Here is a 19,244-nt window from a genome sequence, read left to right on the forward strand (position 1 = left end):
GGCGCCCTGAATCGGGGTCACCAAGGCCGTCGCCTTCAGCCCCGTCGCACACTGAACGACGCAAACCGCTCGCCAAGGGTCTCCACCACAGGCGGCAGCCCTTCGTACGCGGCGAGGCCCGGCACACGGCATTGCTGCAGCGCCCAATGCGTGACCCCGCTATCGACCAGCGTTTCGCCCAAGTCCTGGAGTGCATCCAGATCAAACAGCGCGGGGTTCCAGGTGGTCCGGCATTCGTATGGCACACCGCTTGGCACCACGAGTTGCAGCGACTCCCACGCACGCTTTCCGCTGCCGGGAACGCCGGTGATGCCGTCGTAGGCATGCAGCGGGCCCTTGACGTCCAGCCCCACCCAGTCGAGCAGCGGCAAAACCGCACCGAGGCGCTCGGGGTACATGCCGCCCGTGTGCAGGCCGGTGGCAAAGCCCATGGCACGGACCTCGGCCAGCGCGGCGGGCAATGCGGTCTGAAGGGTGGGCTCTCCGCCAGAAAACACCACGCCATCGAGCAGGCCCCGGCGGCTTTGCAAAAACGCCAGCACCTGCGACCACGGCACGGCGGCGGGCGCCGAGGCGTCCAGCAGTTCGGGGTTGTGGCAATAGCTGCAGCGCCAGGGGCAGCCCTGGCAGTAGACGACGGCCGCAAGGCGGCCGGGGAAGTCGATGGTGGTGAGCGGCGTGATGCCGCCGATGCGCATAGGGTTGGCAGACAACAGGGTTTCGCTCACGGTATTCATGGTTGAAGACGTATGCTCTGGCGCGGCACCGGCCAGCGGCCACCGCGCAAGGGCCGCCAACATTTCCATGTACAGGCGCCGGTGGCGTCCCCCTTCCCGCAAAGCAGAGCTTTGCGAGAGAAGGGGGAAGCGGCGCAGCCGCTCAGGGGGTTGTTCACTTCTCGGCAAAAAACTGGCGCTCGTGGTGCTCGCCCTGTTTGCCCACGTTGAAGCTGGAAACGGGGCGGTGGTAGCCCATCACGCGGGTCCAGACCTCGCAGGGCTGGCGCTCGGCGTCGGTGAGTTGAACGTTGTCAATGGCGGCTTGCTCGGTGATCGAAAGATGGCTCATGGTGGTATCTCCTGAGGTCGAAAAATGGACACGCTGCAAAATTACGGCGCTGTCCGGCGGGAACGCATACAACGGGTTGGGAGTCTTGAATGCTCCTATTTCGATAGCTGTTAGCGCTTATTACATAAGGGCTACGGGCCTTTTTCTTCTAAAATCGAGCCTGCACTGGCCGCGCCAGAGCCTGCGCCCTCACGCAGCCAGTGCAGCCCGCTTGGCGGCCAGCCGCTCTTCGTCGCAGCGCGGGCAGAAGGGGTGTTCGCCCGCCAGGTAGCCGTGCGTGGGGCAGATCGAGAACGTGGGCGTGACGGTGATGTACGGCAGGCGAAAGCGCGTGAGTGCGCGCCTGACCAGATCGCGGCAAGCCGCGCCGCTGGACAGGCGCTCGCCCATGTACAGGTGCAGCACGGTGCCGCCGGTGTATTTGGATTGCAGCGCCTCCTGGCGCATCAGGGCCTCGAACGGGTCGTCGGTAAAACCCACGGGCAGTTGGGACGAGTTGGTGTAGTACGGCTGGCTTGCCGTGCCGGCCTGCAGGATGGCGGGCCAGCGCTTTTTGTCCTCTTTGGCGAAGCGGTAGGTGGTGCCTTCGGCGGGCGTGGCTTCGAGGTTGTAGAGGTGGCCGGTTTCTTCCTGAAAAGCCGTCATGCGCTCGCGCACATGGTCGAGCAAGCGCACGGCAAACGCATGACCCCAGTCGCTGGTGATGTTGTGCGCATCGTGGGTGAAGTTGCGCACCATCTCGTTGATGCCGTTCACGCCCAGTGTGCTGAAGTGGTTGCGCAGGGTGCCCAGATACCTCTTGGTGTAGGGGAACAGGCCCTGGTCCATGAGCCGCTGGATGAGCTTGCGCTTGGTCTCCAGGCTCTGCTTGCCCAGTTCCATCAGGCGGTCCAGCGCGGCGAACAGGCCGGCTTCATCGCCCGCATGCTGGTAGCCCAGGCGCGCGCAGTTGATGGTCACCACACCCAGGCTGCCGGTCTGCTCGGCGCTGCCAAAAAGGCCGTTGCCGCGCTTGAGCAACTCGCGCAAATCGAGCTGCAGGCGGCAGCACATGGAGCGCACCATGTTCGGCTCCAGCTCGGAGTTGATGAAGTTCTGGAAATACGGCAGGCCGTACTTGGCCGTCATGTCAAACAGCAGCTGCGCGTTCTCGCTCTCCCACGGGAAATCCTTGGTGATGTTGTAGGTGGGGATGGGAAAGGTGAACACGCGGCCCTTGGCGTCGCCCGTGGTCATCACGTCGATGTAGGCGCGGTTGATGAGGTCCATCTCGGTCTGCAGATCGCCATAGGCAAACGGCATTTCGTGGCCTGCGATCACGGGCACCTGCTCGCGCAGGTCTTCGGGGCAGGTCCAGTCGAAGGTGAGGTTGGTGAACGGTGTTTGCGTGCCCCAGCGCGAGGGTACGTTGAGGTTGTAGACCAGCTCCTGGATGCACTGGCGCACGGCGGCGTAGTCCATGCCGTCCTTGCGCACATAGGGCGCCATGTAGGTGTCGAACGACGAGAACGCCTGCGCGCCTGCCCACTCATTTTGCAGCGTGCCCAGAAAGTTGACGATCTGCCCCACGGCCGAACTCATGTGTTTGGGCGGGCCCGCCTCCACCTTGCCAGGCACGCCGTTGAGCCCCTCGTGCAGCAGCGTGCGCAGCGACCAGCCCGCGCAGTAGCCGCTGAGCATGTCGAGGTCGTGAATATGGATGTCGCCGTTGCGGTGCGCCTCGCCAATCTCGGGCGTGTAGACATGCGAGAGCCAGTAGTTGGCCGTGACCTTGCCCGCCACGTTGAGGATGAGGCCACCCAGCGAATAGCCCTGGTTGGCGTTGGCGTTCACGCGCCAGTCGGCGCGCGTGAGGTATTCGTTGATGGAGCTTTCCACATCCACCAGCGTCTGCTTGTCAGCGCGGAGCTGGGCGTGCTGCTCGCGGTAGACGATGTAGGCGCGCGCGGTGGCCAGGTGGTTGGCGGCGATCAGCGTCTGCTCGGCCACGTCCTGGATCTGTTCCACCGTGGGCGCCTCGCCATGAAAGCGGTGGATCAGCACCTTGGTCACCTGCGCGGTGAGCAGCGCCGCTTCTTCGGCGCCATATTCGCCCGCCGCCTGCCCGGCACTGGCCAGCGCGGCGCGGATGCGCTCCGCATCAAAAGGAACGCGCTGCCCGCTGCGCAAAACGACTTCGCGGGGCAAGGTGACAAGGGTGGACGCCATGGGTTCTCACAATCTGGCAAGGGGTTAAAACACTACATATGGTGTCCACGATACCCATCAAACACTATAGGTAGTTTGATTCAGCACAAATGCGGCTGTCAGCAGAAGTAAAAAAAGCCCCGACACCAGCACACTGTGATCAGGGCGTAAGCCATCTGCGCCCGATACGCGGCGGGCTTTTGGTTGCCTCTGCGTGCGTGCTGGCACCACCGCCAGAGCCGCTCGCCCAAGCCGGCCCGCTGCACCGCCATGCGCTGGCGGCAGTGGCAGATGGCTTTGTCGCGGCGCCGCTGGGCAACGCGTTCATGGGCCGGGTGGCGGGGGTTCATCGGCACGCAGGCGATCGACGTCGCCGCCACGCAGGCGCACGCACTCACCGGGGGCGAGGGGACCTGTGGGTGCTGCGGATCAGCCCGCCTCGACGGGACATGGGGCCAACCGGATCCGGTTGCGCCCGTCCTCTTTGGCGTGGTACATCGCCGCATCGGCCCTGTCGATCACACTGCTTTGGCTCTCGTCGCGCCCCCGGAAAATCGCCACGCCGATGCTGGCGGTGCATTGGTGCTCGATGGTCCCGGTCGCGGGGCCGGATGGCGCGGCTTGCAGCACATAAAGATCGGACAGGCGGATGCGGATTTTTTCGGCGACAGCGATGGCTTGTTCGCTGGCTTCGGCCGGTTGCGTGTCCAGTTCGCACAGCAGCACCACGAATTCGTCACCGCCAAAGCGCGCCACGGTGTCGGCTTCGCGCACGCAGGCCTTCAGACGCTCGGCCACTTCGATCAGCAGCAGGTCGCCCACGCTGTGGCCGTGGGTGTCGTTGAGGGACTTGAAGTTGTCGAGGTCGAGAAACAGCAGCGCCCCATGGTGGTGGCTGCGCTTGCTGGCCGACATGGCCTGGTCCAGGTGCTCCAGCATCAGGCGGCGGTTGGCCAGGTGGGTGAGCGGGTCGTGGAAGGCGATCTGACGCACCTGCTCTTCCAGGCGCTTGCGCTCGGTGATCTCGCGCGTGATGCCGTGGTAGCCGATGATTTCGCCCTGAGCATTGCGATCGGTCTTGGACATGACCTCGCCCCAGATCAGGCGGCCATCCTTGCAGCGGTGCTGCACCTGAAAGTTCAGAAACCCGACAGGCGTGCCGGATGCCTCTTCCTGTGCGCGGCGCTGGATCATGGCTTTCACCACGGCGACGCCTTCTTCGGTGAACATCTCAAACACATGGCGCCCCACCACCTCGTCGGCCCGAAAGCCGCGCAGGCGTTCGTCCGCCGGGCTGATGTAGGTGACGATGAGCCGGGCGTCGGTGCGCCACAGCACATCCTGCGCATCTTCGGTGAGCAGGCGGTACAGGGCCTGGCTGTCGTGCAGCGCCTGGGTGCGTTCGGCCACCAGGGCCTGCAGGGCGCTGTTTTGCTCCTGCAGGCTGTGGAGCGGGAAGACCTCGCCGTCCTGCGTGCTGTGGTAGGGAACGGAATAGCTGCAGTGCACGATCATCCAGTCGTCGCCCTCGCGGCGAAAGACCAGCGTGAGCCGCACCACCTTGGTCGAAAAATAGTCGCCGCCGCTGGGCAGGTGGATATGAAAGAAGGCGGTGACCACCACCACGTCTTCGCTGAGGTCCTGCAGCGCGATGTCGAGCATCTCGATGCGGACGCGGCCCGGCACCTGGGCAAAGTCCTGCCGGGTGATGCGGATCCATTCCTCGCGGTCGTGGATCAGCTGGCTCCCGCTGCCAGGGTAGCCGGTGAAGTTCTGGCTGAAACGCTCGGTCAGGCGCTCATCCCGAGCGGCGTACATCTCGATGTATTCGTTGAACAGCTCACGAATTTTGCGCTGTCGATCTGGGTGCATGGCGTGGAAGATCCTGGTGTGCGAAATATCCTGGCCAAACCCATTGCCGCTGCAACGCTCGCGTCAAGATACGTGTTGTTACTTTACACCGCACTCAATTCCAGTCGGTCAATGAATCCAGCTGGGCCGGCCAGGACAAGGGGTGTCTCACCGCGCGTGCTTTGTTGCCACAATGCCGGGCATGATCACCCTTCAAGACATTCAGGCTGCCGCATCCCGCCTGCAAGGCCAGGTGCTGGACACTCCTTGCGTGGAATCCAAAACGCTCTCGCAAATCGTGGGCGCTCAGGTGTTCCTCAAGTTCGAAAACCTGCAGTTCACCGCTTCTTTCAAGGAGCGCGGGGCCTGCAACAAGCTCACGCTGCTGACGCCAGCCGAATGCGCCCGGGGCGTGGTGGCCATGAGCGCCGGCAACCATGCGCAGGGCGTGGCCTACCACGCACAGCGGCTGGGGCTGCGGGCGGTGATCGTGATGCCGCGCTTTACGCCGGGCGTGAAGGTGGAGCGCACGCGCGGCTTTGGCGCCGAGGTGGTGTTGCATGGCGACACGCTGGAGGAGGCGCGCGCGCACGCCTACCGTCTTGCCGATTCCGAAGGGCTGGTGTTCGTCCATCCCTACGATGATGAAGCGGTGGCCGCCGGCCAGGGCACGCTGGGGCTGGAGATGCTGCGCGCCGTGCCCGACCTGGACACGCTGGTGATTGCGGTGGGCGGCGGTGGGCTGATTGCGGGCGTGGCCACTGCGGCCAAGGCGCTGCGGCCCGACATCGAGGTCATTGGCGTGCAGACTTCGCGCTTCCCGGCCATGGTGAATGCCGTACAGGGCACGCACCACCCGCAGGGCACGTCGACCATTGCCGAGGGCATTGCCGTGGGTTCGCCGGGCAAGATCACACAAGAGGTGGTGAAGCGGCTGGTGGACGATCTGGTGCTGGTGGACGAGGGCGACATCGAGCAGGCGGTGCTGATGCTGCTGGAGATTGAGAAAACGCTGGTGGAGGGCGCGGGCGCTGCGGGGCTTGCGGCGCTTTTGCGCTACCCCGGGCGCTTTCAGGGCAAGCGGGTGGGGCTGGTGCTGTGCGGCGGCAACATCGACCCGCTGCTGCTGGCGGCCATCATCGAGCGCGGCATGGTGCGCTCGGGGCGGCTGGCGCGCATCCGCGTGAGTGCGCGCGACGTTCCGGGCGTGCTGGCGCGCATCACGGCCACCGTGGCAGACGCAGGCGCCAACATCGAAGAGGTGCACCACCAGCGCGCCTTCACCCTGCTGGCTGCGCAAAATGTAGAAATTGCGCTGGTGCTGCAGACCCGCGGGCAGCCCCATGTGGCCCAGGTGCTGGAGGCCTTGCGCTGCGCAGGGATGCAAGCAGCGCTGATGTGATGGCCCTGGTGGCACGCATCTGTGCCGCTACAGCTAGAATTGCGCCAATTCTTCGCCATTGGAGTCATTGCCATGTCTGACCACAACACCTCGCACACGCCTGCAGCGCACACCGCCGACGCCGTGGAAAACGTTGTCCCGCTGATTCCCGTGGTGCTGCCTGTCGTGGGTGCCATCATGATTTTCCTGCTGGCCTTCATTGCCGTGAACATGGCCTGAGGCGCACGCCGCCCTCGCCCATCAACCCCGCAGCGCGGGGTTTTTTTACGCCCCATTTTCGAAAGAAGCCGCCCATGCGATCCGGACACGCCCTCGTACTTTTCTCCGGTGGCCAAGACTCCACCACCTGTCTGGCGTGGGCTTTGCAGCATTTCGCCCACGTCGAAACCATCGGCTTCGACTATGGCCAGCGCCACATGGTGGAGCTGCAGGCGCGCCAGGAAGTGCTGGCCGCCCTGCGCGCAGGTTTTCCGCACTGGCAAGAGCGCCTGGGCGAGGACCACATGATTGACCTGGCCGTGCTGGGGCAGATCAGTGACACGGCGCTCACGCGCGACACGCAAATCGTGATGGACGCTGCCGGCCTGCCCAACACCTTTGTGCCCGGACGCAACCTGCTGTTTTTTCAGCTGGCAGCGGCAGTGGGCTACCGGCGTGGATTGCACACGCTGGTGGGCGGCATGTGCGAAACCGATTTTTCGGGTTACCCCGATTGCCGCGACGACACCCTGAAGGCGCTGCAGGTGGCAGTGTCACTGGGCATGGGCCAGCGCTTCACCTTCGAGACGCCGCTGATGTGGCTGGACAAGGCCGACACCTGGCAATTGGCGCGCACCCTGGGTGGCCAGGCGCTGGTGGACATTGTTCTGGAGCATTCCCACACCTGTTACCACGGTGCGCGCGATACGCGCCACGCGTGGGGCTATGGCTGCGGGACCTGCCCGGCCTGCGCCCTGCGCAAGGCAGGTTTTGAGCGCTGGCAAGCGTCGCAGTCCTGAATTTGGCCCAGCCAAGCCACCAAAGAATCATAACCTCATGCGTTTTTTGCATGGTTTTAACCCCTGACTGACAGACAAACGGGCGTCAGATTCATAAAATCGACATCCCAGCCGACCCGCGGAATCCGTGGAATAGCCTCCACCCGTGGGGCTATGCCTTGCAACCGCCCGCCGACTGAGCACGTAAGCCGTTTTTTCAAAGGCAGCGCTCAGCACCCACATTTGCGCCCGGCCCTGTCGCAACCCTGCAGGTTGGCTTCCTTTGAAAAAACTGTTTTTCAACTTAGGAAGCTCCCCAATGAACTCACCCACGATGCAGGGCCTGAATCTCCAAGCCCCCGCTTACGTCAAGAACGCCCGCCTGCTCGCCTGGGTGTCCGACATGGCCGCCCTGTGCAAGCCTGACAGCATCTACTGGTGCGATGGCTCGCAAGATGAATACGACCGCCTGTGCCAGCAATTGGTCGACGCCGGCACGTTCAAGAAGCTCAACCCCGCCAAGCGCCCCGGCAGCTTTCTGGCCTGCTCCGATCCGTCGGACGTGGCCCGCGTGGAAGACCGCACCTACATCTGCTCGGCCAAAAAGGAAGACGCCGGCCCGACCAACAACTGGATGGCCCCCGCTGAAATGCGCGCTACGCTGCAGCCCCTGTTTGACGGCTGCATGAAGGGCCGCACCATGTATGTGGTGCCTTTCAGCATGGGACCGCTGGGCAGCCACATTGCCCACATCGGCGTGGAGCTGACTGACAGCGCCTACGTAGCCGTGAACCAGAAGCTGATGACCCGCATGGGCAAGGCCGTGTACGACGTGCTGGGTGTGGACGGCGAGTTTGTGCCCTGCATGCACACCGTGGGCGCACCGCTGGCCGCTGGCGAAAAAGACACCACCAGCTGGCCTTGCAACCCCAAGGTCAAGTACATCGTGCACTACCCCGAAACGCGCGAAATCTGGTCCTACGGCTCGGGCTACGGCGGCAACGCCCTGCTGGGCAAAAAGTGCCTGGCACTGCGCATTGCCTCCACCATGGGCCGCGACCAAGGCTGGCTGGCCGAGCACATGCTCATCCTGGGCGTGACCAACCCCGAGGGCAAGAAGTACCACGTGGCTGCTGCCTTCCCCAGCGCCTGCGGCAAGACCAATTTCTCGATGCTGGTGCCGCCCGAGGCCGGTTTTGCGGGCTGGAAGGTCACCACCATCGGTGACGACATCGCCTGGATCAAGCCCCATGCCGACGGCAAGATGTACGCCATCAACCCCGAAGCCGGCTATTTCGGCGTGGCCCCCGGCACCAACATGCACACCAACCCCAACTGCATGTTGTCGCTGAACCAGGACGTGATTTTCACCAACGTGGCACTCACCGACGACGGCGACGTGTGGTGGGAAGGCATGGAAAAAGACGGCGGCGGCATTCCCGCCCACCTGATCGACTGGCAGGGCAAAGACTGGACGCCCGCCATTGCCAAGGAGACCGGCGCCAAGGCCGCGCACCCCAATTCGCGCTTCACCGTGGCCGCCACCAACAACCCGGCGCTCGACCCCCAGTGGGATGATGCCAATGGAGTGGCCATCGATGCCTTCATCTTCGGCGGTCGCCGCTCGACCACCGTGCCACTGGTCACCGAAGCCCGCACCTGGATGGAAGGCGTGTACATGGCCGCGACCATGGGCTCCGAGACCACCGCCGCCGCCTTTGGTGCGCAGGGCGTGGTGCGCCGCGACCCGTTCGCCATGCTGCCGTTCTGCGGCTACAACATGAGCGACTACTTCCAGCACTGGCTGGACATGGAGCACAAGCTGGAGGAATCCGGCCACTCCCTGCCCAAGATCTTCTGCGTGAACTGGTTCCGCAAAGACGAGGCAGGCAAGTTCGTGTGGCCCGGCTACGGCGAGAACATGCGCGTTCTCAAGTGGATGATCGACCGCATCGAAGGCCAGGCGAAAGGCCAGGACACGATGTTCGGCATTGCTCCGCAGTATGCAGAAATCAACTGGACGGGTTTGGACTTCAACACCCAGCAGTTCCAGACCGTGACCCACATCGACAAGGCTGCCTGGGTGGAAGAACTCAAATTGCACGATGCGCACTTTGAGCAACTGGCCTACCACCTGCCCAAGGAGCTGCTGGAAACACGGGCTGCCATCGAAAAGCGCCTGGCTGCCGTGTGATCGAGTGCACGAACCCTCACAGGGTTCGTGCACTGCGCCAAGCCGCCCGCCCCTCAGTGGAGCGAGGCGGCTTTTTTCATGGCGCCTGCACTCTTGCTGGCGTGGACGAAAAAAAGCCGTGGGCTGTGACCACGGCTTTCGTTGCTGTGCTGCCAGGCGACGCCCGGCACACGGTCTGTGCAGTGCTCAGTAGTATTTGTTGCCGATATCCTGCGTGGCCGAGGAAGTCATTGCGCGGCTCAGGTCAGCCATCATGCGGGCGTCCTGCAGGGCGGCATTCCAGGTGCGCTGGTCTTCGGCAGCCTGGCGACGGCTTTCCACCCAAGCCTTGTAGCCGTTGCGTAGCACCACCGATGCGCGGCGAGCGGGCGTTGCAAACAGCGCAATGGCCATAAACGCCACCGCCCACAACAACATCCAAGCGGCCATCAAGTGGCCATCGCCCCAAGTGTCGATCACCTGGTTGGCAACCACCACCAACGCGGCAACCACCGCCGCCAGCATCAGCGAGGCCGCACCGCGTGCGCCGTCAAAGCCTGCGGCAAAATTCTTCAGTGCCGCGATGGCGTTTTCGGCCCGGACCACGCCGGGGTGCTGTGTGGGGTAATCCACGTGTGCAAAACTGGTCATATTTGAGGTCCCTTTCCAAACGCTTTTGGCGAGATTGCCGGGCGATGGGGTGATATTAGGGTTTACCCTGAATACATTCAAGTTTATATTGTGAATTGAGATCATTCATGTGAGTGATACTTTGACTGCATGGTCCCTGTTAATTTCCGCTCCCTTGACCTGAACCTGTTGCGCGTCTTTGACGAGGTGATGGCAGAGCGCAGCCTGACGCGGGCTGCGCACAAGCTGTCGCTCACGCAGCCAGCAGTGAGCAACGCGCTGCGGCGACTGCGCGAAGTGCTGGGTGACGACCTGGTGGTGCGCAGCGGTCACGGCGTGGAGCCCACCCAACGGGCCTTGGCACTGTGGCCCCCGGTACGCGAAGCCTTGGCGCAATTGCAGGAGTCGCTGGCGCCCGGCCTGTTTGAGCCCACCACTGCCACATCCACTTTTGTGCTGGCCATGTCTGACGCCACCGCGGCCACGCTGGTGCCCGGGCTGGTGGAGATGATGGAGCGCGAGGCCCCCGGCATTTCCGTGCGGGTGGTTCCACTCACCACCCGCGATCCCCGCCGTCTGCTTGAGGAAGAATCCGCCGACATGGCCGTGGGCTACTTTCCTGCCGTGCTGGCCGACCTGACGGCGCGGGCCCAGTCGGGGAGCGTGATCGCCTTTGACAGCAGGCGCATCTACGACGGCGAATATGTGTGCGTGATGCGCCAGGGCCATCCGCTGGCCAACTCGCCGCTGACGCTGGACCAGTTTTGCGCGTCCCGCCACATGCTGGTGAGCTTTTCCGGGCGCCCGTTTGGCTTCATCGACGAGGCCCTTGCATCGCTGGGGCGCGTGCGGCGTGTGGTGCTCACCGTCAACCAGTTTTTCACTGCGGGGCGGGTGGTGGCCAGCTCTGACTTGCTCACCGTGCTGCCGCGGCACTTCGTGCCCGTTACCGGCATCGCCGACGCCCTGGTGCTGCGCCCCTTGCCCCTGGATGTGCCCGCGGTGCATGTGGATGCCCTGTGGCGTCGGCGCGGCCCCCAGCAGGCGGCCATCAACTGGTTGCTGCTGGCGCTGGCACGCGCTGCACGGCGCACCTTTCCCCAACAGGCGGGCCCCGCCGCCGTAGACTGACCCCGCCATGAAGATACAGCTGCTGTCCGACCTGCACCTGGAGGCGCATCCCCAGTTCACGCCCGAGCCCGCCCCCGCGGCCGATGTGCTGGTGCTGGCGGGCGACATCGGCTCTTACCAGGAGGGCGGGCTGCTCGCCGACACGTCATTCGGCCTGGAGCGCTTTTCCCCCTTGCCGCAATTTGCTGGCTGGCCTGTGCCGGTGCTGTTGGTGCCCGGGAACCATGAATACGACGCACAGGATTTCGACGCCGCACATCACCGGTTGCGCACGGTGTGCGACCAGCTCGGCATTGCGTGGCTGGAGCGCGAAACGCTGGTGCTGGACGGCGTGCGTTTTGTTGGCACCACGCTCTGGAGCGACTTCGATGCCCTGGCAGACCACGAAAACAGCACCGATCTCACGCATAGCCTGAAGCTGCGCGACAAGGCGTTTCGCGCCGCCAACTTCTATCTGCGCAAAACCGGTGCAACGCGCGATGGCGAGCCCTTTCTGGCAGAGCAGGTGCGCACGCAGGCGCTGCTGTGCCAGCAATGGTTGCGTGACGCACTGGCCCGCCCGCACCCCGGGCCCACGGTGGCAGTGACCCACTTTGCACCCAGCTTGCGCAGTGCCGATCCACGCTATGGGCTGGTGCCCGGCACGGCCGGCTTTTGCAATGCCCTGGACGAGTTGTTGCCCCTGGCGCAACTGTGGCTGCACGGGCACCTGCACGCACCCAGCGACTACACGGTGGGCGGCACCGACGAGCTCGGTGTGCCCTGGCAGTGCCGCGTGGTGGCCAATCCACTGGGGTATGCACGCAAGGGAGAACAGGATTTGTTCCAGGCGCAGTGCTGCGTTTCCGTATGATGGGCGCAGGCTGACACCCTTTCCGAGCGCACGAGAAAACCTGGCACAGGTGAAAACAACAACCGCGGGCGCAGATTAGCCTGATCCATTCATTCTGGAGAACACACCATGAACATCCTTCTTGCTGTCGATGGCAGCGCGTACACCAAGAAAATGCTGGCCTATCTTGCAACCCATGAAGAGTTGCTGGGTGGCACCCACGAATACACCGTGCTGACCGTGCAGATGCCCCTGCCCACCCGCGCGCGCGCCGCGCTGGGCAAGGAAATGGTGGACACCTACCACGCCGAGGAAGCCGAGAAGATTCTCGCTCCGGTGTGCAAGTTTCTGGCGCGGCACGGCGTGCAGCCCAAGCGCAGCGTCAAGGTCGGCCCGGTGGGTGAAACCATTGCAAAGGTTGCCGACACAGGCAAGTTCGACCTGCTGGTGATGGGCTCGCATGGCCATGGTGCCATCGCCACGCTGGTGATGGGCTCGGTCACCACCCAGGTGCTGGCCCACTGCAAGGTGCCCCTGCTGATCGTGCGCTAAGGCGGGTGAGCCCCCAACCAAGCCCTGTCCTGACAGGGCTTTTTTTCGCCCCGAAATTACCGTACGGTTATTGAATAACCATACGGTTTACATTGGAACCAATTGGTTATACATTCGCGCCACGCCCATCCTGGCGTGTCATCTCCACCCATCCGAGAGGAACGAACCATGAAAAAGACCCTGATTGCTATCGCCTTGACTGCAGGCGCCACGTTCACCGCCATGGCACAAGACATCGTTGACACCGCCGTGAAGGCGGGCAACTTCAAGACCCTGGTGGCTGCGGTGCAGGCCGCTGGTCTGGTGGACACCTTGAAGGGCCCCGGCCCGTTCACGGTATTTGCGCCCACCGACGAAGCGTTTGCCAAGATTCCCAAGGCCACCCTCGATGGCCTGCTGGCCGACAAGGCGGCGCTGTCCAAAGTGCTGACCTACCACGTGGTGCCCGGCAAGGTCATGGCCAAGGATGTGAAGGCCGGCAAGGTCAAGACCGTTCAGGGCCAGGAACTCACGGTGACCACCAACATGGGCGTGATGGTGGACCAGTCCAAGGTCATCGCCACCGACGTGGCCGCCAGCAATGGCGTGATCCACGCCATCGACACCGTGCTGATGCCCAAGTAAGCACTGGCCCCGTTCTTTTCACCGACCGACCATTCGCGAGGAGAAGCCACCATGAAAACCGCATTCAGCCGCCGTACCGTTATATTGGGCGCCGCCCTGGGCGCTGGCACCACCTTGTTGCAAGCCTGCGGGGGCGGCGATGACGAACCCCAGCGCAACATCGTTGAGCTGGCGAAGAACACCCCCGAACTGAGCATCCTGGTGGAAGCCGTGGTGGCCGCCGATCTGGCCGCCACCCTGAGCACCGGCACGCTCACGGTGTTTGCGCCCACCAACGCGGCCTTCGCTGCGCTGCTGACCGAACTCGGCGTGAGCAAGGAGGCCTTGCTGGCCAACAAGCCACTGCTGACGGCGGTGCTGACCTACCACGTGCTCGGCAGCACCGTGGCGCGGGCCGACGTGCCACTGGGCAAGGCAATCACCCCGGTATCGGGTGGCTTCTTCAAGATCGAATCCAATAACGGCCTCAAGATTACCGATGGCCGCAACCGCGTAAGCACCATCACCGCCACCGACATCCAGGCCAGCAACGGTGTGGTGCACCTGGTGGACCGCGTGCTGCTGCCAGCCGACAAGGACATTGTGGCCACCGCTTCGGCGCTGCCCGACTTCAGCATCCTGGTCGAGGCCGTGGAAGCCGCAGGCCTGGCGAGCACCTTGCAGGGCACGGGCCCGTTTACCGTGTTTGCCCCCACCAACGCCGCGTTTGCCGCACTGCTGACCGAGCTGGGCGTCAGCAAGGCCGATTTGCTGGCCAATACGGCTCTACTGACCAAGGTGCTGACCTACCACGTGGTTCCGGCGCGCGTGCTCAAGGCCGAGGTGCCCGTCAACACCGCCATCACCACCGTGCAGGGCCAGAGTTTCACCGTGAACTCCAGCCTGGTCATCACCGACCAGAACATGCGCACCAGCAGCATCGTGGCCACCGACGTATTTACCAGCAATGGCGTAATTCACGTGGTGGACAAGGTGATCCTGCCCAAGTGAGTCGGGTGACTCTGACCCCCATCGCAAAAGAGCCCGGCATGCCGGGCTCTTTTTTTGGGTGGAAACCGCGCAACTACGGGGTGCGGGTTGCGGGTTGCGTGCGTACGCCGTCAGCGCTCTATTTGCATGCCCTTAACGCGCGGCCAGCCCGTCAAAACAGGTGCGCACCACCAGGTCCACGACCTCTGCGTCCGAATACTGGCCGCCCTCCTTGAGGAACCCCACCACCGGATCGCACGCGCGGGCAAACAGGGTGTACAGCACCACCAGCGGCGGCAGCGCGGGGTTGATGAAGCCTTGCGCCTGCGCTTCGGTGATCCATTGCCCGATCTGGTCACTCACGGTCACCAGCCCGTCCAGGTAGTGCTTGTTGGCCATGAGCACCGCCCGCAGGCTGGAGTTGCGGCTGGGCAGCAGCGGCATTTCGTTGGTTATCAGCCGCTCCAGCGACCAGCGCACCAGGTCTCGCAGCTTGTCCTGGGGCGGCATGTCTGTGGGCAAGGTGTCGAGGTAGGCACGCACACGCCCAAGAATCTGGATCATGGCGGCGCAGCACAGGTCTTCCTTGCTGGCGAAATGCTTGTAAAGGCTGGCCTTGGCGATGCCCACCGCGTTGGCGACATCGTCCATCGTCATCGCATCGAAAGACTTTTCGCCCAGCAGGCGGCAAGTGGACTGCAGGATGGCGTCTTCACGCGCCAGGTGCATTTGTTCCTTGAAGGAGACCTTGGGTTTCGGCGTTTGCATTCGCGTATTTTATACGCATCGGTTCCAAAACAACTTAACAGTTGCACTACAACCACGTCGTTCACTTTTCAATCGCATCCTGAACGGCTTGGGGCCCTGCGAACGCTGTGCACCAACGCCCTGCGCGGGCACGGTGCCTGAGAACGTGTTCACGATCTCAGGCGACAAGCGCCTGGGCGGCGGCGCCGGTCAGGGCCGCTGTCAGGGCGTCGAGCAGCTCCGATTCCAGGTTCCAGCAATGCCAATACAGCTCGATGGACAGGGCGCGGCCGGGGGCCAGGTCCACCATGGAGCCGTCGGCCAGGGCGCCCCGTGCCAGCAGCTCGGGCACCACCCCCACCGCCCAGCCCGCAGCCACGGCCCGCATCTGGCCCTCTGCGCTGGGCACGAAAAGGTGGTTGAGCGCCACCCGCTTGAGGCCGAACGCGCGCGCCACAAACTCGGAGGCCATGTCATCCTTGCGGTTGAACGACAAAAACGACACCTCACGAAAGTTGTGCGGCGTCAGCCCTTGCGGCAAATACTGCTGCGCAAATGCAGCCGAGGCCACCGCCACATAGGGCATTGCCCCCAGCGGCACCATCTTGCAGCCGCGCAGCGCCTGCTTGAGCGTGGTGACGCAGCCCAGCACCTGCCCCGAGCGCAGCCATTCCTGGGTGAAATCCTGGTCGTCCACGATGATTTCCAGCGGCAAACGCTGTCGCACCAGATCCTGCAGGGCACCCATGGCCCAGGTGGCGATGCTGTCGGCATTGATGGCGATCGAGATGCGCTCATCCTCGCGCGTGCCCCCCGGCGCGCTGGGGGCCAGCTCCTGCAGGTCACGCTCCAGGTCGGCGCGCAGCAGGCGCATTTGCTTGGTGTGCTTGAGCAGCAACTGCCCCGCCGAGGTCGGCCGCAGCGGCCGGCTGCGCACGATAAGCACCGAGCCCACCTGCGCCTCCAGCGCCCGCAGGCGCTGCGACACCGCCGATTGCGTGACATTCAGGCGCTGGGCGGCGCGCTCGAAACCGCCCTCTTCCACGATGGCGGCAAGGCATTCCAGGGCGGCAGGATCAAAGGTGCTCATGGTCTTTCAACTCGCGCAAAAAGGGGAAGTCGTGCAACGCGCTTTATTAGGTGCGCTGATGTTTTTGGAGTAAGTTTAATTTTCCTTTTAGTTGCCGGCAATGTCACGGACACTGCATGAGAGCGTGTTGTGCACTTTGACGTACCCGCGTTGGCCCTGGAGGCTGGTGATCGCAAGGCGCAGTGCCGCCGCCAAGGCCCGTGCCTTGGCAAGCGCTGCAACGCGGCGAACGCCTGCCTCCGGGGCCAACCCGGAGGGAAAGCCGGGGAAAGGCCCGGCCACGTTGTTGCAGGCCGCTTGCAGTATCCACACTGCGGCGCGTCCTGCGCCTGGTTGCCGGGCCTTTCCCCGGCTTTCGCGGGCACATCAAAGTGCACAACACGCTCTCTCTATGAAAACGATTGTTCTCGGCGCCGGCATCATCGGCATCAGCACCGCCTGGCACCTGCTGGAGCGCGGACACGAAGTGGTCGTGGTCGACCGCCAGCCCGACGCCGCGCTGGAAACCAGTTTCGCCAATGCAGCGCAAATCTCCGTCAGCTACTGCGAGCCCTGGGCCAACCGCGCAGCGCCATGGAAAGCGCTCAAGTGGATGTTCGACAAGGAGGCGCCGCTGCTGTTGCGCCCTCAGCTGGACTGGGAGCAATGGCGCTGGTGCCTGAAGTTTCTGGCGCAATGCAACGACACGGCCTTTGAGCGCAATGTGCAGCAGATCGTGGCCCTGGGCGCCTACAGCCATGCGGCGCTGAAAGACGTGGTGCGGGCCACCGGCATCCAATACCACCGCCTCGAATGCGGCATCGCACACTTCTATTCCGACCAGAAATCGCTGGACGAGGCGGGCCACGCAGTCGAGGTGATGCGCAAGTTCGGCGTGCAGCGCCGCCTGGTCAGCCGCGCAGAGCTGCTGCAGATCGAGCCAGCCTTCAGCGCCTATGGCGAGCGCATCACCGGCGGCACCTACACCAGCACCGACGAAAGCGGCGACGCGCGCCTGTTCACCCAGCAACTGGCCCGCCGCTGCGCCGAGCGCGGCGCGCAGTTTCTGTATGGCCATGACGTGCTGCGCCTCAACAAAACCGGAAACACTATCGATTCAGTAGCTGTTAGCGCAATACAGTCGGGGGCTACAGGCCAAAAACACTCAATATTGAAGGGCGATGCCATCGTGGTGGCCTGCGGCTCCTACAGCGCGCCGCTGCTGCGCAGCGTGGGTGTGGACCTGCCCATTTATCCCGGCAAAGGCTACAGCGCCACGTTCCCGCTGCTGCGGCCCGAAGCAGCGCCCCTGGTCTCTGCCATCGACGATGGCAAAAAGCTCGCCATGAGCCGCCTGGGTGATGTGCTGCGCGTGGCTGGCACCATCGAACTGGGCGGTTTTGACCTGTCCCTGGACAACCCCGTGGCCAAGGCGCGCTGCCACTTGCTGTCACGCCGCATCGAAGAAGTCTTGCCCGGCGTGTGCGACACCCGCACGCCCGAGCAGGGCGGCAACCCGCAGTACTGGACCGGCCTGCGCCCCGCCACCCCCACCAATATCCCGTTCATCGGCCGCACGCGCGTGGGCAAGCTGTGGGTGAATGCCGGCCATGGCACCCTGGGCTGGACGCATGGCGCGGGCTCGGGCAAGGCCTTGGCCGAGCTGATCAGTGGCGCGCAGCCTGCGATGGCCTTCGGCTTTCTGGGCGCTGAACCGGGGCCGCACCAACGCCCTGTGGTCGCGGCCTGAGGGGCGGTCAAAACGCCCCACGCCTGCGCGATTGCGGGCACCGCACCATAATAGCCCTCCCCCTCCAGAAGGCTCTGCGCCCCGTTTTTGTGAACAGCTCCCTGCACCGACCCGCCCTTGCCCGCCCGCCCAGTTTTTCTGCGAGGGAGTTTCGCGATGCGCTGGGCATGTTCGCCACCGGGGTGACCATCGTGACGGCCCGCAATGCACAGGGTCAGCCCATCGGGCTCACCGCCAATTCGTTCAATTCAGTTTCGCTGGATCCGCCCCTGGTGCTGTGGAGCCTGTCGCGCGCGGCCGCTTCAATGCCGGCCTTTGCCAACGGCTCCCACTACGCCATCAATGTGCTGGCAGCCGACCAGAAGGCCCTGGCCGAGCGCTTCGCCTCCCGCGGAGTCGACCGCTTTGCCGGTGTGGAACACCACTCCGGCATCAGCGGCGCCCCGTTGCTGGAGGGCGCCGCGGCCACCTTCGAGTGCTTCAACCGCAGCCGCTACGAAGAAGGCGACCATGTGATTTTTGTCGGCGAGGTCGAGCGCTGCCAGCACCACGGCGGCATGTCGCCCCTGCTGTACCACGGCGGGCGGTTCTACACCGAGCACCCGCTCTGAGCGGGCAGTCCATGGCCCAGACACTTCAAGTGCTCAGCGTGAATGTAGGAACGGCCCAGCCGGTGCGCATCGGCGAGCGCAAGATCCTCACCGCCATCGGCAAATCATGCACGCCCGGCCCCATTGCCGTGGGACGGCTGGGCCTGGCGGGCGATGAGCAGGCCGACCTGAGCGTGCATGGCGGCCTGGACAAGGCAGTGTATGCCTACCCGGCGGTGCACTACGCCTTCTGGCAAGCCCAACGGCGCGAGCGCGGGATAAGCCTGTTCGACGAGCCGCTGCCACCCGGTTTCATGGGCGAAAACCTCACGGTCGATGGCCTGCTGGAACACGAGGTGTATGTGGGCGACCGGCTGCACTTTCCCGATTGCGTGCTGCGCGTGGCGGCACCGCGCGAGCCTTGCTACAAATTCAATGCCGTCATGGGGTTCGCGCAAGCCGGCCGCGCCATGGCCATTGCCGGGTGCTGCGGCTACTACCTGGCGGTAGAGCAGACTGGCACCATCGCGGCGGGCCAGCAGGCCACGCTCGAACCTGGGCAGCGTGGGCTGAGCATTGCGCAAGCATTTGCCGGGAAATTCGCGAAGCACGCGCGCTGAGACGCGTTTTACTTCGTTTTTTATAGCTACTAGCGCTTGTGGACAGGGCGCTAGAGCCCTATTTCATCCCAA

The 19,244-nt window shown here is 64.1% G+C and carries 19 protein-coding genes; 12 read left to right on the top strand and 7 right to left on the bottom strand.

The genetic code is table 11. From position 1 onward, the window contains the following. Positions 1–35 precede the first annotated feature (35 nt). From B7Y64_RS00680 to B7Y64_RS00695, 4 genes are all read right to left on the bottom strand, one after another. On the bottom strand, positions 36–698 hold the full coding sequence (locus B7Y64_RS00680) for an anaerobic ribonucleoside-triphosphate reductase activating protein (protein WP_291328277.1): 663 nt from the start codon (positions 696–698) through the stop codon (positions 36–38). Positions 699–891: 193 nt separating this feature from the next. Then, complete coding sequence (gene nrdD, locus B7Y64_RS00685) at positions 892–1,068, bottom strand: anaerobic ribonucleoside-triphosphate reductase (protein WP_114654666.1); 177 nt, start codon at positions 1,066–1,068, stop codon at positions 892–894. Between the two features lie 189 nt (positions 1,069–1,257). Next, positions 1,258–3,276, bottom strand: a complete 2,019-nt coding sequence (locus B7Y64_RS00690; RefSeq protein ID WP_291324816.1) for a ribonucleoside triphosphate reductase — start codon at positions 3,274–3,276, stop codon at positions 1,258–1,260. A 408-nt stretch (positions 3,277–3,684) separates the two neighbouring features. Next, positions 3,685–5,127, bottom strand: a complete 1,443-nt coding sequence (locus B7Y64_RS00695) for a diguanylate cyclase (protein WP_291324817.1) — start codon at positions 5,125–5,127, stop codon at positions 3,685–3,687. A 181-nt stretch (positions 5,128–5,308) separates the two neighbouring features. Between B7Y64_RS00695 and B7Y64_RS00700 the strand changes: the two genes are divergently transcribed. The 4 genes from B7Y64_RS00700 (at position 5,309) to B7Y64_RS00715 (ending at position 9,679) form a co-directional block, all read left to right on the top strand. Then, complete coding sequence (locus B7Y64_RS00700) at positions 5,309–6,508, top strand: threonine ammonia-lyase (RefSeq protein ID WP_111865966.1); 1,200 nt, start codon at positions 5,309–5,311, stop codon at positions 6,506–6,508. Positions 6,509–6,580: 72 nt separating this feature from the next. Beyond that, positions 6,581–6,727, top strand: a complete 147-nt coding sequence (locus B7Y64_RS00705; RefSeq protein WP_201740922.1) for a hypothetical protein — start codon at positions 6,581–6,583, stop codon at positions 6,725–6,727. Between the two features lie 74 nt (positions 6,728–6,801). Further along, a complete protein-coding gene (queC, locus tag B7Y64_RS00710) occupies positions 6,802–7,506 on the top strand; it encodes a 7-cyano-7-deazaguanine synthase QueC (RefSeq protein WP_024813583.1) in 705 nt (234 codons plus the stop codon). A 298-nt stretch (positions 7,507–7,804) separates the two neighbouring features. Further along, positions 7,805–9,679: a phosphoenolpyruvate carboxykinase (GTP) gene (locus tag B7Y64_RS00715; RefSeq protein WP_291324818.1), complete on the top strand. Its 1,875-nt coding sequence runs from the start codon at positions 7,805–7,807 to the stop codon at positions 9,677–9,679. Positions 9,680–9,865: 186 nt separating this feature from the next. Here B7Y64_RS00715 and B7Y64_RS00720 read toward each other — a convergent pair whose 3' ends face one another. After that, on the bottom strand, positions 9,866–10,309 hold the full coding sequence (locus B7Y64_RS00720; protein ID WP_024813581.1) for a hypothetical protein: 444 nt from the start codon (positions 10,307–10,309) through the stop codon (positions 9,866–9,868). A 129-nt stretch (positions 10,310–10,438) separates the two neighbouring features. Here B7Y64_RS00720 and B7Y64_RS00725 point away from each other — a divergent pair, with 129 nt between their 5' ends. From B7Y64_RS00725 to B7Y64_RS00745, 5 genes are all read left to right on the top strand, one after another. Beyond that, the gene (locus B7Y64_RS00725) at positions 10,439–11,419 is read left to right on the top strand and encodes a LysR family transcriptional regulator (protein WP_024813580.1); all 981 of its coding nucleotides are present in this window, start codon (positions 10,439–10,441) and stop codon (positions 11,417–11,419) included. A gap of 7 nt (positions 11,420–11,426) precedes the next feature. Continuing rightward, the gene (locus B7Y64_RS00730; RefSeq protein WP_291324819.1) at positions 11,427–12,272 is read left to right on the top strand and encodes a metallophosphoesterase; all 846 of its coding nucleotides are present in this window, start codon (positions 11,427–11,429) and stop codon (positions 12,270–12,272) included. A gap of 108 nt (positions 12,273–12,380) precedes the next feature. Continuing rightward, on the top strand, positions 12,381–12,803 hold the full coding sequence (locus tag B7Y64_RS00735; protein WP_024813578.1) for a universal stress protein: 423 nt from the start codon (positions 12,381–12,383) through the stop codon (positions 12,801–12,803). Positions 12,804–12,971: 168 nt separating this feature from the next. After that, the gene (locus tag B7Y64_RS00740) at positions 12,972–13,427 is read left to right on the top strand and encodes a fasciclin domain-containing protein (RefSeq protein ID WP_291324820.1); all 456 of its coding nucleotides are present in this window, start codon (positions 12,972–12,974) and stop codon (positions 13,425–13,427) included. Between the two features lie 51 nt (positions 13,428–13,478). Further along, complete coding sequence (locus B7Y64_RS00745) at positions 13,479–14,417, top strand: fasciclin domain-containing protein (protein ID WP_291324821.1); 939 nt, start codon at positions 13,479–13,481, stop codon at positions 14,415–14,417. Positions 14,418–14,549: 132 nt separating this feature from the next. Here the strand turns inward: B7Y64_RS00745 and B7Y64_RS00750 are convergent, their stop codons facing one another. Together B7Y64_RS00750 and B7Y64_RS00755 are read right to left on the bottom strand one after the other, a co-directional pair. Beyond that, positions 14,550–15,164, bottom strand: coding sequence for a TetR/AcrR family transcriptional regulator (locus B7Y64_RS00750; RefSeq protein WP_291324822.1), 615 nt, complete (start codon positions 15,162–15,164; stop codon positions 14,550–14,552). Positions 15,165–15,321: 157 nt separating this feature from the next. Continuing rightward, entirely contained in the window at positions 15,322–16,233 is a 912-nt protein-coding gene (locus B7Y64_RS00755) for a LysR family transcriptional regulator ArgP (RefSeq protein WP_291324823.1), read from the bottom strand. Positions 16,234–16,624: 391 nt separating this feature from the next. Here B7Y64_RS00755 and B7Y64_RS00760 point away from each other — a divergent pair, with 391 nt between their 5' ends. The 3 genes from B7Y64_RS00760 (at position 16,625) to B7Y64_RS00770 (ending at position 19,172) form a co-directional block, all read left to right on the top strand. Next, a complete protein-coding gene (locus tag B7Y64_RS00760) occupies positions 16,625–17,962 on the top strand; it encodes a D-amino acid dehydrogenase (protein ID WP_111865979.1) in 1,338 nt (445 codons plus the stop codon). 167 nt (positions 17,963–18,129) lie between these two features. Beyond that, the gene (locus tag B7Y64_RS00765; protein WP_111865981.1) at positions 18,130–18,573 is read left to right on the top strand and encodes a flavin reductase family protein; all 444 of its coding nucleotides are present in this window, start codon (positions 18,130–18,132) and stop codon (positions 18,571–18,573) included. Between the two features lie 11 nt (positions 18,574–18,584). After that, the gene (locus tag B7Y64_RS00770; RefSeq protein WP_291324824.1) at positions 18,585–19,172 is read left to right on the top strand and encodes an MOSC domain-containing protein; all 588 of its coding nucleotides are present in this window, start codon (positions 18,585–18,587) and stop codon (positions 19,170–19,172) included. Positions 19,173–19,244: the final 72 nt, after the last annotated feature.

This window comes from Acidovorax sp. 35-64-16 (assembly GCF_002281195.1).
Classification (GTDB): Bacteria; Pseudomonadota; Gammaproteobacteria; order Burkholderiales; family Burkholderiaceae_C; genus Acidovorax; species Acidovorax defluvii.